Genomic DNA, 13,172 nt, shown 5'->3' on the forward strand with positions numbered 1-13,172 from the left:
CTGAAGTCGAGCAAAATGTAGAGAAATTATATATAACAAGTGAGGCTACCGATTTTAATGAGAAAAGTAATTTTGGAAGTTAATAATCTAGTAAAGAAATACATAGGTAAAGGGTTCGAAGTTGAGGCATTAAGAGGTATTTCGTTCAATTTATATGCGGGGGAATTTGTCGCAATTATGGGAACTAGTGGCTCTGGAAAAAGCACTTTGCTCAATGTAATCGGCGCATTAGATGAACCGACCAGCGGCAAAATACGTTTGAATGGAGTAGATTCGGAAAGTTTCTTTACAGAACCGAAAGCCACGGACTACCGCCGGGAAAATATCGGATTTATTTTTCAAGCCTATAACTTGTTGAAAGACTTGACGGTGGAAGAAAATATTTCGCTGCCATTGCTCTTGAAAGAGGAATCAAAAGAAGCTATCGAGAGAAAAACAACCAGTATGATCGAACGGATGGGGTTAACAAAGTGGAAAGCACATCGTCCGGTCCAATTATCGGGCGGGCAGCAACAGCGCATCGCCATTGGTCGAGCACTTATCGGTGAACCACCGATACTGTTGGCAGACGAATTGACGGGGAATTTAGATGCCAATACGTCCGAAGAAATTTTGGAGGTATTGACTTCTATGAAGGAAGAACTGAACCAAAGCATACTTGTGGTGACGCATGATCCGAAAGTGGCCACCCATGCAGATCGTGTCCTGTTTTTCCATGACGGTGCCATCATCAATGAGTACGAATGTTCCGGCAAGCAGGATCTTGAACACATCATGAAAATCTCCCAGGATATTTTAAAAGGTTCAGCTGTATGAAATCACTCAATCAGTTGGCGTTTCGTTTATTTAGAGAAAACAAATTTTTGGTCTTCACTTCGGTTATGAGCATTGCCATCGCTGTCTCCCTTGTGATGACAATGGCTCTATTTGCCGTAAATGCGAAACAAACTCTTCAAGAGGACCTGCGAAAGATGTATGGCGATATGGATTTGGCCCTTGTATATAGCGATGACAATCCGGTGGAAGATGAACAGGAATTGTTGCAGATGGTATCGAAACATTCTTCAACAGTTGCTGTTTCACAAGCATTGGTTACTCAAACGTATATAGCGCCGTTAGGTGGAGAAGTTTACACACTAGGAATCGAAAACGATTCAATTGCAAAAAGTAGGTATAAAACAAGTGTAGATTTAACGGAAGACACAGTCATCATTACAGAAAATTTAGCTGCGTCGTTCAAGCTTTCAATCGGCGATCAAATCGAAATTGAAGACGATTCATTTGAAATTGCTGAAATTTTAAAGAACGCTCAAGGAACAGGAATTGCTCCTGACATGGTGATTTTCGCATTAGAGAGAGCGAAGTTTTTTCACAATAAGGAACTGTCATATCTTAACAATGAAACAACTGCTTTAATGGTGAAAACTGCAGAAGAAACCGACTTGATCGCCATGGCGAATGAATTCAAAAAGATTCAGCCGGATTTGCGAGTGGACATTATTGAAGAGGATCAAGCAGCAAAGAATAACGTGAACTCCCTGACGTTATTTACTGTTATTCTTTCGTTCCTTATTTTGATTGTCACGGCCATCATGGTCATTTCCAATTTCGACTTATTCATCTATAAGAATAAAAATCAGTTTGCAATTATGCGGGCACTTGGAGCGAAAACAGAGCAACTAGCCAAGATCACCCGAATCCAAAGCACGATGATTACCATTACAGGCGCTTTGCTCGGGTTGGCGATTGCTTATGCAGTGGACCAAATCCTGCAGCCAAGTTTTGGGCAATGGTTTTCCGTTTCCCTAACCCAAATGTCATTTGCATGGGAAATAGCGATTCCCGTACTCGTTGTAGCGAGTCTGGTGATTCAATTGTTTCTCTATATCCCAGTGCTCAAATCATCAAAAATCTTGCCTTTAACGATTCTGCAGGAAAATGAAGAGTTGGATTTTAAAAACAGCAGAATGCGCAAGAAGGCAATCAAAATTCTAGGGATTTCATCTCTTGTATCGCTGCTGTTTGGCGTTATTCTCGCCGTGGATGAAAGCGCGAGCGCGATGCTGATTATATTGAGTGGTTGTTTGCTATTAGCCGGTCTTTTCTTAGCATTACCAATATGGCTTACGAGTCTATTAACTGTATTAATACCAGCGTCTCGGAAATTCTTCTCTCGCAATGTGTTAATTGCGCTTCAGAATTTAAAGCCGCAAGTCAAAAAGAATAGCTTCGTAATCCTCTCGATTAGCGTTGTCATGATTATCGCTGTTTTTGGTTCAGTTATGCTGAGTACGATTAAGCAGAATAATACAAACTATATCAGTGAACAGTTTCCTACTCCTATGGTCATTACAAGTCGAATTCAACAATCTGAAATCGATCCGATACACTTGAGCGAAGAAGTACGTAACCAAGTTCAAGTCGCGCAAGTCGCTTCTGTCAGCACTTTTGGTGGGGGAGAGTTGTTTGTTGAAGCTGGGACGAGGTCTTTCGACTATACGCTGGGAGACTTAAAAGCGCTTGAGAGTATGAAAGTCATATCGGAAGTCGGAAAAGAGGATTTAGCAACCGCAGCGATTGTATCTCCTGTCTTTGCTAAACAACATGATGTAAAAGTCGGTGATTCCTTAGAAATTGGGATCTACTCAGATGAAAAGCAACGTGCAGAATATGTGACGACAATGGTTGTAAGTGCAGTTTCTGACGCAGTTGGCAATGGAGAAGTTCTTTTTGATTGGCAGGCGAAGGCGTTAAATACTTCTTCTACTAACTTTAATAAAGCATATGTAAATGTAGTTGATGAATCCCTGGCGATGAGTTCTCTTGAAACCCTAACCAGTATGTATCCAGAACTCATAGTCAATACGCATGCTGTTGCACTGAAAGAAGCTTCAGACATGTTCTTGCAGCGATGGGCCATCTTCATTTTGGTTTTAATTATACTGGTTGTTTCCGTCATGGCGGGTGTCCTGAATACCCTTCTGAACAACATACTGGCTAAACGAAAAGAGTTTGCAGTACTCCGGACAATCGGAGTCAGGCCAATGGGAATCGTGAAAATTATTGTCACACAGATTTCTTTCTATCTTTTGATTGGCCTTGTTTTCGGAGCGTTATGCGGATTGGTGTTTTCTCTTATCGTTTCACTGATTGATTCGGGTAGAGTCGCTTTCGACTTTTCATTGATGTTAGCAGTAGCAGTGAGTATGTGGGTTATTAGCTTGCTTATTTTTATACCCGTAGGATGGGTTATGGGAAATAAAAAAATAAGTATGGAAATCCTAAGTGACAATAAGTAAAGGGAATTCAAGTACTGATAAATAGGTTTACATATGAGGGGATTATCGGAAGGCTAGAAGCTGATAGAATTAGCTTCTAGCCTTTTTTGTTCGTTTAAGTGTACTTTTACGAACGGTTTTATTCCCAAATATCTCTGGATGTCTCAGTTACCACTCAGTATAGTTAAAGAGAATCGTTTACTAGGAGAACTAAGCAAGGGAGAATTGGCGATGAAGGATGACAGGTGTATCAGAATAGATGAATTAAAAGTAGTTCAAAGACAAAAACAATTTATACAGATGCTTGAATCAAAAAACTATCCGCCACACCAACTTATAGCCTCTAATGCGGATGAGGAAATATGGAATAAAATAAATCAAGGGGGAGTAATAGAAAGAATTGAAGAACTTAGCTTAGAAACCCTTCGAAGACAGATGGGTCAAATTTTCTCTGCTAGCGAGAAACTAGGGACAGTGCTTTACTTTGGTACAGACAGTTTCCTTGTTCAGTTTAATAAAAGTGAATTAATCCAGCATGCAGATAAGATGATTGAAGACCTCTCAAGGGGGGTGCTCTTACATTGGTTCGTATTTTCAATCGACTTGAACCAAATACTTTTGTTAGAGGAAAGTGAATACGGCTATTATGAGCTAACTTACTATGAAAAAAATATTTAACTTGGTTTACATATCCTGAATTATCGGAAGTCCTATAAGAAAATAAAAAGAGAAAGGCGATGCTATTAAGTCAGCATTGCCTTTCTCTTTTTATCAATTCGGTTTCTAATAATCGGTCATATGCAAATTACTCGTGAAGAAAGATTGTAGTATTCCACGATGTAATAAACAAAGGAAAACAATCCATTTATCTATAATGTTATTTTCGGATTCTGGTGGTTCATTCTATTCTAATTTTCTAATCTTTAAATAAAGAAAAATTTGAATCACAGGAAGAAGTAAGAACACATATAAAATGGGTTCAAGCTCTATTAACAGCAGAGCGAGGAGCTCTGGGATAAATAAGAGGATGCTGACAAGGACCAATCGCGATGAATATTTCATATAACCCATTATCAAAAAGAAAATAGATAAAATCAGCAGCACAAAAGGTCCATAACCAATAATTAAGAAATATAAAATACCCAATAAATCACCAGCCATAGCCATCATTTCCTCCAGTAGTAGATTTCAAATTGTATTTGGCAGATAAGAAATGTATATAATGGCAATTAAGAATATTCGGTTAGATGTATAAATTCTCTGCCCTATGTCGCTTGACACGGAGCCTCTGCGGGTACGATTTCACGCAAAGGAATGCGCTATGTGACTTTGCATAGCACACGAGCTTATCATACCCGCCACTCCGTATAAAGCGTTGAATATGCGGTAATTCATGCATTCCCTTAATTGCCAAACACTACATTCCTCAAATGCCAGTAACATTTCAAATAGTTAACTTCAACGTTTTCCACTTTAAAGAAACATGTATTCAGTAAAAAAGGTTGCACCAATCTCTGCCGATAACTTGTGATATGTAAACCTTTAAAATACATAGTTAAAAAAGAGGGAAACTCCTTAATATAGAATTGAAATTCTGGGATGATGCTTCATATCGAAATCTTATTTAACCCAAAATGTTCAGTAAGTGATAGTTTTCGTCCTTCTTTATCCCATTTATGGTATTCTTCAAAAACCAAATTTACGTTATTTTGAAAGCAATCTTCTACCAGATACTTGACTGAAAGGAAACTTCGCCAGTAATCAAACATGATACTAGACAAACTGGCTGTATAGGAATTGCTTCCAAATTCATCTATAGATCGGTTCCCGTATTCTCCCGTAAATACGCCCACTAATTCCTTTTCTATCGCTGATATTTCATCAAATTCCTTATCAGTCAAAAGGAGTTTTCTTGGTAAATACTCACACATTCCTTCTTCAAACCAAATGCTATCTTCCCGTTCATCTTCAAATTCATCTAAAAACAAGTCTGAGTGATGAGTTAATTCGTGGCCTAATATTGTAAGTATGTGATTCTCAGAAAGCTGTTCGTAAAAGCGTTGAATACTTGGAAGGTCTTTCCCCTCCAATTGTCGGATGAACAGTTTTCTCCAACCCGTTAAATCAGGTGATATGTATATCGTATCTTTATTGGTGAATGCTGGAATGGGAAGATCAGAAAAAATAGTTGTTGCTGCCTCTACTGATGTCCAAACAATTCCTTTTGGTTTATCTAATAAAAAATATTCTTTTTCTAATATGAGTTGATAATCATTCAGTCGTTTACTGAAACGTTGAATAATGTCATGGTAGTTTTCATAGTCTCTTATTTCCTCAAAGGCATAAATATGTTTCATTTGGATTACCCCTTTCTTTTTGTAATTATTTCTGCAACTACGCAAATAGGAATAGCTTGTTACTTCTAGAATAATTCCAATGTTCTTACATTGAATTTTAGCATAATGGAACGTTCATAAAGTCTTTTTGACATATTGCAATCGGCCTTTTGTTTCTAAGATGTACTTAGCCTCCACTTAACAATCTAGAACTACCTTTTCTCTAAGAACCTTTTGCTGAAAAAAGAAGATGCAAGTAGGATCGAACTCTTATAACATGAAACAAAAGAGGTGGTGAGTGACTGATGATGACACCAGCGAAGTTTGCAAGCAATTAAATATTTCTCCTTCAACGTTACGATTGTTTGTGGAAGTCTTGGAAGAGATGAAGCATAAACTGGATCGGATAGAAGAGAATCAGAAGCAACTAGCTGCACCAACGCCCGAAGAACCAGAGCTAGATTCGCCAGAATTGTCCTCACAGCAGCCAGAAAGCGAATCTGAGCCAGTAATACCCAAAAAAGACACCCGAAGTTTATGGGCAAGGATCTGGAACAAATAAATGACAGGAGTGTTAAATGTGGATTTGGAATGGAATTGGAATGAAACCAGCATCCATCTTCCCTATTCCTCTGAAAATCTTAAAGCGCTTTTAGATGCCATATGCAAGAGGGAAAACTCATTTCCTCAAGTAGATTTTTGCATGTGGTGCGATAATTTAACGATGGCTTGGGAAGATGAAGATTTAGATGGTCAGGAGGAATTGGCTTTTCTTATTGCAAGAGATATTGAGTGTCAATGGGACTTGCATTGGTACGAGTTTTATTCTCATGAAAAGCTGATGAAGATGGACCTCTCCAAGTTGGAATTGCCCCCCGATTGGTTTAAAGAATGGGCAGCTGAGTTAGACGGAAAATAACCAACAAAGACTAGGGATTGAATGTAACTTATGTGCAGTTAAGTTACATTCAGTTAAAAGATTATTAGACTAAAAAACAAAACGATGCTTTAGAAAAAGAGGGTGTCCTATGAAAAAGCTGGATATTTTAGGATTAGAAACCAAAATTGAAATTAAGATATTGGAAAGGCTTTATCCTGAATCAATTGGTTCATGGGAAGGGGATTGGGTTAAGACAGCCATAAGAATCGAAATCCCAGGATATTCCGCTAATTTTCTTGCGGATTTAAGAGCTGAAGAACTTAAAGAATTTCGTGATCAATTAGCTGCCATGAATCAAGAGTTAAAAGGAACGGCCTCCTTAATTTCAATAGAGAATGCTATTGAAGCAAAAGCTGTGATGGATTCTTTTGGAGGAATTTATTGGGAAGTGAGCACTCGTTATCCGATCAGCACCGGAGCTGTTCTTACTTTTGACTTTGGTTCGGATCAGAGCTATTTAAATCAATTGGTTAAGGAACTGGATGAAGTGCTGTCAGAATTCCCTGTGCTTGAACACCCAAATGACTTAATAAGCCATGTAACTGATCTTTTTAGAAAAATGCGCAGTTCTAAAAGAAAATAAAAGCGCTTTATAGGGGACACTTAAAGATATTTATTTTGGTTTTGAATGTAACTTATTGTGAATTAAGTTACATTCAAATCCCTAATTTTAAAGGTGCAGGAAAAGACGGAGAGTAAGGGGCAACACAGGTGAAAACGAGGGGTTAGCCAACAAATAAAGAGATATGAGGTGAGAACATGAAAGATGGCGAATTAAAGCGAAAAATAACAGCGTTAGTTAACGAGGAGAAATTAGAGAAATTAGAGAAGGCTGAAGCTTTATTAATCGATTATGTACACAAAAACCCCGACGATCTAGAAGGTTGGAATCGATTGATTATCCTGGAAACCTTAGATCCCATTGAGGATTATGAACAGGCAACTGAGTATACCAAAGAGGCGCTGACGCATCACAACGACCAACCGATTTATTTCGTTTTGATTTTGCTTTTTGCTCGCTTGCATAGGGGAGAATTGGATCATGTGTTGGTTGAACAAGCAAAGGGTGCGCTAAACAAAGCAGATCCGGAAATTGCTTCCATGATTTCACTTCTCCTTGCCAACTACTATCGAAGTAGAGATAGCATCCAATATGAGGCTTTCTTAACAAAATCAATCGAAGACGGTCCTTATTTTGTTGGAAACTACCTGGAGTTAGGGGATTATTATTTAGAGAAGGGGCAGAGAGATCTTGGGAAAGAACTGATCAGAAAAGGTCTGGCTCAAGTGCAGCTTATCTACAAAACGGAAGATGACGACGAAGAGCTCGATTGGCTGGATATTGACCGCTATGTAAATGAGATGCTCACACGCGTTTTCATCATGGAGAATAGTTACAACTATTTTGAGGAGTTACTGCAACAGGAATAGGGCAACGAGTCTCCAGCCTGGGATGGGTCTGTATTCGGATGAACAGCCGATAGGGAATTCAAGAAAATTCTACTTAGTTTGAATGTAACTTAATAGCAATTAAGTTACATTCAAAAAGGCCAGACAAAAGGTTGAAATCCCTTGTCTGGCCATCTTAATTATTTGCATATCTTCACTTAAATCGATCTTTGCCCATTCTCGTGATAACGCGCTTTTTTACTCGGATTTTTTATTCTCCAAAGGAAAAAGAGCGTTAGCAAAATATAAAGTGCTGTAACAATAACAAAAAAGGTTTTATTTTGAGAATAGGAAAAGAAATCACTAGTAAACAAAATAATAAAGTATACGGCCCATAATCCTGCAATTCGAAGAACTTGGTTTGTAAAATTTGATTTAAACATTTTTTTGTCCCTTTCGCTAGAAAATTTTAATATTTTACTTTGTATTATATATACCATTTTTCTCCAGGAAAGTTTCATTTTTTTAGATAGAAATCTTGACGGTTTTGAATGTAACATAACTCTAATTAAGTTACATTCGCGTTTTTCTAGATATGATATTCCTTAAATTTAAAAATCCGATAAAAGAAAGGAGAATGATTGAATGTCTAATTTAGGCTTGTTCGGAACAGGAAATTGGCTAGGAATTTTGTCGACAACCTTGCTGATTTTCAGTATTTATTTTACGTTCACTTTTTTTGAGCACTTGAAAAGCGGTGAGCATCGATTAAGAAAGATAAACAAAATAGCTGCACTCATTTGTATTGCAGGCGCTTTGTTAACCCCAGCCTTTTACCACTTCTACATTTATAACGAGATGATGAAGTGAAAAGGCAAGCCTATTCGTTTAAGAGTTCCAGTAATTTTGTAATAGTTGCGTCCCAATAAACCACAAGTGATTTATTGTGTTCCCTTTAAATTAAAACCACTTGTGGTTCTAAACGTTATTCGATCATAGTCCTGAATACAATTTAACTACCGGTAGTCGTTTCATTGAATCTGAATGTAACTTATTGGTAAGTAAGTTACATTCAAATGCCCAATTCACAGGGGCTTGCAAAAAAAAAAAATAACCTTATCGATTTTTAAGTTATACTAATTTTTAGAAATAGAGGGGGTTATTGGGATGGAAAAAACGCTGGTCATTTACATTGCTTTCGGTGCAGCCATCGGGTTCTTTTTCGGGGGGATTTGGGAGGCTATTGCGGCAATGGTGCTCATTTACATTGCGCTCAGAATCGATCACCTTATAAAAAAATTCGAATACAGAAGATAATTTATCTAAATTCACTAAATTCAAAGTCGCATTCGAAAAAGAGTACGGCTTTTTATTGAATCTGCAGGCAATATGCGGACAGTTGAGTGACATTCGGAAAGTTATTGAGGACAAGTAAGAAGGAGGATTTACGTGAAAAATAGCTTTTTGAACTCATTTAAGTTGGTTGTAGTTTTCTTTTGTTTAGGTGTCTTAGCTTTAATACTAGGTGTAAACGGGGAAGCAGTGGCCATATTTATTTCGAGACCTTCGGGTGCCGGGTCATGGACAACATCTGAAAGCATGATGAATGGATTTATATATATACCTACAGCTATTGGCGTTTTTTTCTTTGCACTAGCTACCATTGTTTTCACAATTTCTTATAAAAAAGTGCAAGAAAAATGAATATATAATTCTTTCTAAGAACTCATTCTTATTTATTTTTAAGAAGCTTCAGGGGAAAGTCCTTGTTTCGATAACTTTTTTATTTGAAGTAAAGAGCATGAATCTGAATGTAACATAAGTGTAATTAAGTTACATTCAAATTCATTAACGACAAGGGTTGCTTCAAGAGCTTCTAAAGCAATACTTTGGAGAGGTCTTACCCTCTTATTAAGCAATAATTTTTGCAAACCAAGCTACATAATGGGCTCCTGGAATAAAAAGAATTTGGGCAAACACTGTGCCTAGTAACCTTGAACTCATCATCATGACAGAAGCTCTTTTTAGCTCAGAATAATTCCCTTTTTTATTGATGACATCGTCGGCTAAAATGGAGATTTTAGGATCAATGAATATGATCAATAACATTGTAGCTATACCGTTTATCAATCCCGAGGCCATAATTGCCGTTGTTTTATACTCAGGAACCAACAAACTAGCATATAAGGCCGACAAAACCCCAATTGTATAAACAGCCGTAATGACGACGTTGATTACAAATAATTTTATCGGAATCTCTCTTATCCCTATTCCTCGTAAATAGGACAGGCTTGGCTTTCGTATATATTTGAATCCACGACGCATATAATCGAACGTAAAGCCTTTTTTCAATAAATTTGGGATGGAGCCTCTTTCATTCGCCAAATGAATAATGGCTCTAGAAAAAATGGCTACAAAAGTAGGCAAGCAGATAATGCCTAGTAAGGTACCTAGCGAAGCTGAACCTATGAGGATTCGGAATTGGTTTTCAACAAATATGAAAGCATTATCCGAAGGAGCTTTATCGATCAAACTCCCTGTAAAAGGTTGCTGCATCATATTCGATAACCTTGAAACCATCACCATTACATTAAAAAGTGATAAAGCTGATGCTAATAAACGGACGCGCGCCCCAGAAAGGCGCACTGCATAGGCTAATGTTTCGATTGAATGAATGATCAGGATGAATAGAGCGATCATGATGAGTTTTTCTGTTAATAATTCTATTATTTCCACCTGCCCAATTTATATTGTTAGATTTGGACGTTTTGCATTTCAGTAAGTTTCTTCAAAATTTTATAAAAAAAACCAATCATAAAAATCCGTCTTTGAATGTAACTTAATCTAAATTAAGTTACATTCAAAACCCCGGTTTTATTAACTTCCTGAGAAAAATAAGTGAAACTGAAATTAGTAGAAAAAAGATACATTCAAATCGTTGATATATCTGGGCTTGTGTTTCGTTGACGCGCTCTTTTTTCTTTCGGTAATAAACCTTAAATAATCAGTTACACAGAGAAAATAAATTTATAAAGACAAAACGCTCCTAAAAAATGTATGCTCAATAAAATACTTGTCGCTATTTAAGATTAAAAAGGGAGTATCACGATGAAAAAGAAACTTGTACTTGTGCTATTCATTGTCAGCTTGGGAATTAATTTATTTCTGTTGGGAGATTGGCTGTTATTTCAACCGACAGCGGAAGAAGAAATCGCGTTAAGCGAAATGGTGCAAAAAACAGTAGAAAGTGCCGATTACCATGAGATCGCCAGCAAGGAGAAGGTGATTGCGATCGATCGATTCTTGGAGAAGTCAAAAGGTGGGACCTTCCCTTACAACTTTACGGTAAATGTTTACACCGATACGCAAACCCATATTTTCGCTTGTAGTGATGCGACCTGTTCCGCCATGAAAAGTGTCGGCACCATGTACTCAATTTACAAAGACGAAGACCGACGATTGCCCTTTGACCAATAAAAGTCCTGAAAGAGATATAGCCATGTGAAATGGGCAGAGTAAAATTAAAGTTGTCCTTTCCTTAGACTGAATGTCACAAAAACGGATACCGTCTCTGTCTAGAGACGGTATCCGTTTTTGTCTGCATATGCTGCCTTTTTCCTTCAAATTTAGTTAGAGAAGAATTAGCAAGTGAATTTAATCCTCCCAAAGCTCATTCATTAACTCTTCGATCTCTTTTCTACGCTTCTCGGTTTCCTCATTAAGAAGGGTCACCCGATTTCCAATGATTTCAACAAAGTCACCCGGCTCAGCTGTGATTGGAAAGATGCTCTTGTCAAAGTCGCGAGTAATCCCTTCAATTTCAATAACTGCAATGTTCTCTTCAAACCGATCGATGATTCCTTTTAAGGGCTTCATGATTATTTCACCGTAGCAACTGTGATTTTGGTTCCGGTCGAAGTGAAGATGATGTTGCCTTTTTGATCCGTCCGATAAATCGTCGTCTTGTATGGCTTGTATCGGTTCAGTACTTCAGTGGATGGATGGCCATACGAATTCTTTCCAACGCTAATTACCGCATATTTCGGCTTTACGACTTTTAGGAAACCCGCATTGGAGGAAGTCTTGGCTCCATGATGCCCAACCTTAATGACATCGGCAAGGAGCGTCTGCTTGGCCTTAACCATGTCCGATTCGGCAGTTTTTTCGGCATCGCCCGTAAACAGGAACTTGTTCTTGTTATAGGTGATGTGAAGTACGGCACTCCAGTTGTTTAAATCGCTTTTCCCATAGTCGCGTGTCGGTCCGATAAACTTGGCCGTCCCAGTCTTCAGAGGAAGTTTCACACCGGCCTTTGCTGTCTTGATAGTCAGTTTCTCTGCCTTGACAGCAGTCAGGAAATTCTTATAGGCATCGGTCGTATGTGCCACTTTTGGTGCATAGACCGACTCGACTTTATAAGCTTTGAGCACTTCATCCAGACCACCCAAATGATCAGCGTCGGGATGCGTGGCAATCATAATCTCAATGTCATCGACTTTCTGTTTCTTGAGATAAGCAATGACTTCATCTCCCTGTCCTTGCCGCCCACCGTCAATCAGGACGTCCTCGCCGCCCGGCATCTTGATGTAGGTAGCATCACCCTGGCCGACGTTAATAAAATGTACTTTCATTGTTGGGGTAGCCGCCATCGAAGCGGAAGGCATAGAGACAAGCCCAGCCAACAGGATGACGGACATAAGGATACTTAGGGTCTTCTTCAACACATCGCCTTCTTTCCTGTAAGTTATTTACATCTTCATCATAAGCTACGAAGATCCAACCGACAATACATTTTTTCTGGATTTCTCAAGTATTTTCAGCATTACAACGGAACAAGAAATCGAATCTAAAAAAGATGACTCCGGCCCAATACCGAAGTCATCTCCTCGCAGCTTAGCTGCGGGGTGCTTTTATTAAGTTGTCCATTAAATGGGGCACAGTTCAGCAGAGGCGTATCTGTTTCTTTATTCGTAAATATCTTTTCGATGTCCGACATCGATGATGGTAATAATGATTTTTTCGTCTTCGATTAACGCCAGGATGCGGTAATCACCGACACGGTAACGCCACTTGCCCTTGTGGTTCGCAACCAAAGCTTTTCCATGTGTTCGTGGATCGCTGGCATCCTGCAAGTTCTTTTCGATCCAGCCAATCAGGAGAGAGGCCTGGTACCGGTCCATCTTTTTTAATTTCTTCAACGCGACATCTGAAAAATGAACAGCATACATC

General features: G+C 38.4%; 17 protein-coding genes. 11 read left to right on the top strand and 6 right to left on the bottom strand.

The annotated features are described in order from the left end of the window. Nucleotides 1–57 precede the first annotated feature (57 nt). The 3 genes from H9630_RS09335 to H9630_RS09345 all read left to right on the top strand — a co-directional run bounded on the left by H9630_RS09335 (nt 58) and on the right by H9630_RS09345 (nt 3,956). A complete protein-coding gene (locus H9630_RS09335) occupies nt 58–816 on the top strand; it encodes an ABC transporter ATP-binding protein (protein WP_191715249.1) in 759 nt (252 codons plus the stop codon). Then, nucleotides 813–3,299, top strand: coding sequence for an FtsX-like permease family protein (locus H9630_RS09340; RefSeq protein WP_191715250.1), 2,487 nt, complete (start codon nt 813–815; stop codon nt 3,297–3,299). The genes H9630_RS09335 and H9630_RS09340 overlap by 4 nt, the downstream gene beginning before the upstream one ends. Before the next feature lie 210 nt (nt 3,300–3,509). Then, complete coding sequence (locus H9630_RS09345; RefSeq protein ID WP_191715251.1) at nt 3,510–3,956, top strand: hypothetical protein; 447 nt, start codon at nt 3,510–3,512, stop codon at nt 3,954–3,956. Nucleotides 3,957–4,181: 225 nt separating this feature from the next. Here H9630_RS09345 and H9630_RS09350 read toward each other — a convergent pair whose 3' ends face one another. Then, nucleotides 4,182–4,439 carry a hypothetical protein gene (locus H9630_RS09350; protein ID WP_191715252.1) on the bottom strand — a complete coding sequence of 86 codons (258 nt, stop codon included), beginning with the start codon at nt 4,437–4,439 and terminating at the stop codon, nt 4,182–4,184. Between the two features lie 446 nt (nt 4,440–4,885). Further along, on the bottom strand, nt 4,886–5,635 hold the full coding sequence (locus H9630_RS09355; protein ID WP_191715253.1) for a hypothetical protein: 750 nt from the start codon (nt 5,633–5,635) through the stop codon (nt 4,886–4,888). A gap of 277 nt (nt 5,636–5,912) precedes the next feature. Between H9630_RS09355 and H9630_RS09360 the strand changes: the two genes are divergently transcribed. The 7 genes from H9630_RS09360 to H9630_RS09390 all read left to right on the top strand — a co-directional run bounded on the left by H9630_RS09360 (nt 5,913) and on the right by H9630_RS09390 (nt 9,647). Beyond that, on the top strand, nt 5,913–6,176 hold the full coding sequence (locus tag H9630_RS09360) for a hypothetical protein (RefSeq protein ID WP_191715254.1): 264 nt from the start codon (nt 5,913–5,915) through the stop codon (nt 6,174–6,176). A gap of 18 nt (nt 6,177–6,194) precedes the next feature. After that, nucleotides 6,195–6,533 carry a hypothetical protein gene (locus H9630_RS09365; protein ID WP_191715255.1) on the top strand — a complete coding sequence of 113 codons (339 nt, stop codon included), beginning with the start codon at nt 6,195–6,197 and terminating at the stop codon, nt 6,531–6,533. Nucleotides 6,534–6,642: 109 nt separating this feature from the next. Next, on the top strand, nt 6,643–7,137 hold the full coding sequence (locus tag H9630_RS09370) for a WapI family immunity protein (protein ID WP_191715256.1): 495 nt from the start codon (nt 6,643–6,645) through the stop codon (nt 7,135–7,137). A gap of 176 nt (nt 7,138–7,313) precedes the next feature. After that, entirely contained in the window at nt 7,314–7,985 is a 672-nt protein-coding gene (locus tag H9630_RS09375) for a hypothetical protein (RefSeq protein WP_191715257.1), read from the top strand. A 603-nt stretch (nt 7,986–8,588) separates the two neighbouring features. Beyond that, nucleotides 8,589–8,813 (top strand): hypothetical protein, encoded by a 225-nt coding sequence (locus H9630_RS09380; protein ID WP_191715258.1) that lies wholly within the window; start codon nt 8,589–8,591, stop codon nt 8,811–8,813. Nucleotides 8,814–9,110: 297 nt separating this feature from the next. After that, a complete protein-coding gene (locus H9630_RS09385; protein WP_191715259.1) occupies nt 9,111–9,260 on the top strand; it encodes a hypothetical protein in 150 nt (49 codons plus the stop codon). A gap of 132 nt (nt 9,261–9,392) precedes the next feature. Further along, on the top strand, nt 9,393–9,647 hold the full coding sequence (locus tag H9630_RS09390; RefSeq protein ID WP_191715260.1) for a hypothetical protein: 255 nt from the start codon (nt 9,393–9,395) through the stop codon (nt 9,645–9,647). A 207-nt stretch (nt 9,648–9,854) separates the two neighbouring features. Here the strand turns inward: H9630_RS09390 and H9630_RS09395 are convergent, their stop codons facing one another. After that, the gene (locus H9630_RS09395; RefSeq protein WP_225218506.1) at nt 9,855–10,643 is read right to left on the bottom strand and encodes a lipid II flippase Amj family protein; all 789 of its coding nucleotides are present in this window, start codon (nt 10,641–10,643) and stop codon (nt 9,855–9,857) included. 408 nt (nt 10,644–11,051) lie between these two features. On the opposite strand from H9630_RS09395, the gene H9630_RS09400 reads away from it, so the two are divergent. Further along, nucleotides 11,052–11,420: a hypothetical protein gene (locus H9630_RS09400; protein ID WP_191715261.1), complete on the top strand. Its 369-nt coding sequence runs from the start codon at nt 11,052–11,054 to the stop codon at nt 11,418–11,420. 177 nt (nt 11,421–11,597) lie between these two features. Here the strand turns inward: H9630_RS09400 and H9630_RS09405 are convergent, their stop codons facing one another. From H9630_RS09405 to H9630_RS09415, 3 genes are all read right to left on the bottom strand, one after another. Continuing rightward, nucleotides 11,598–11,819 (bottom strand): DUF3006 domain-containing protein, encoded by a 222-nt coding sequence (locus tag H9630_RS09405; RefSeq protein ID WP_191715262.1) that lies wholly within the window; start codon nt 11,817–11,819, stop codon nt 11,598–11,600. A gap of 2 nt (nt 11,820–11,821) precedes the next feature. Continuing rightward, nucleotides 11,822–12,667, bottom strand: coding sequence for a ComEC/Rec2 family competence protein (locus H9630_RS09410; protein WP_318247991.1), 846 nt, complete (start codon nt 12,665–12,667; stop codon nt 11,822–11,824). A gap of 240 nt (nt 12,668–12,907) precedes the next feature. Next, on the bottom strand, nt 12,908–13,171 hold the full coding sequence (locus H9630_RS09415) for a type II toxin-antitoxin system RelE family toxin (RefSeq protein WP_191715263.1): 264 nt from the start codon (nt 13,169–13,171) through the stop codon (nt 12,908–12,910). Between the last annotated feature and the right edge of the window lies 1 nt (nt 13,172).

This window comes from Planococcus wigleyi, assembly GCF_014836985.1.
Taxonomy (GTDB): Bacteria; Bacillota; Bacilli; order Bacillales_A; family Planococcaceae; genus Planococcus; species Planococcus notacanthi.

Bases quoted from the DNA above. Each gene is read 5' to 3' on its own strand.
- H9630_RS09375 (WP_191715257.1), top strand. From the start codon at position 7,314: ATGAAAGATGGCGAATTAAAGCGAAAAATAACAGCGTTAGTTAACGAG.
- H9630_RS09380 (WP_191715258.1), top strand. From the start codon at position 8,589: ATGTCTAATTTAGGCTTGTTCGGAACAGGAAATTGGCTAGGAATTTTG.
- H9630_RS09355 (WP_191715253.1), bottom strand. From the start codon at position 5,635: ATGAAACATATTTATGCCTTTGAGGAAATAAGAGACTATGAAAACTAC.
- H9630_RS09370 (WP_191715256.1), top strand. From the start codon at position 6,643: ATGAAAAAGCTGGATATTTTAGGATTAGAAACCAAAATTGAAATTAAG.
- H9630_RS09345 (WP_191715251.1), top strand. From the start codon at position 3,510: ATGAAGGATGACAGGTGTATCAGAATAGATGAATTAAAAGTAGTTCAA.
- H9630_RS09415 (WP_191715263.1), bottom strand. From the start codon at position 13,171: ATGTATGCTGTTCATTTTTCAGATGTCGCGTTGAAGAAATTAAAAAAG.
- H9630_RS09395 (WP_225218506.1), bottom strand. From the start codon at position 10,643: ATGATCGCTCTATTCATCCTGATCATTCATTCAATCGAAACATTAGCC.
- H9630_RS09335 (WP_191715249.1), top strand. From the start codon at position 58: ATGAGAAAAGTAATTTTGGAAGTTAATAATCTAGTAAAGAAATACATA.
- H9630_RS09350 (WP_191715252.1), bottom strand. From the start codon at position 4,439: ATGGCTGGTGATTTATTGGGTATTTTATATTTCTTAATTATTGGTTAT.
- H9630_RS09340 (WP_191715250.1), top strand. From the start codon at position 813: ATGAAATCACTCAATCAGTTGGCGTTTCGTTTATTTAGAGAAAACAAA.
- H9630_RS09400 (WP_191715261.1), top strand. From the start codon at position 11,052: ATGAAAAAGAAACTTGTACTTGTGCTATTCATTGTCAGCTTGGGAATT.
- H9630_RS09385 (WP_191715259.1), top strand. From the start codon at position 9,111: ATGGAAAAAACGCTGGTCATTTACATTGCTTTCGGTGCAGCCATCGGG.
- H9630_RS09405 (WP_191715262.1), bottom strand. From the start codon at position 11,819: ATGAAGCCCTTAAAAGGAATCATCGATCGGTTTGAAGAGAACATTGCA.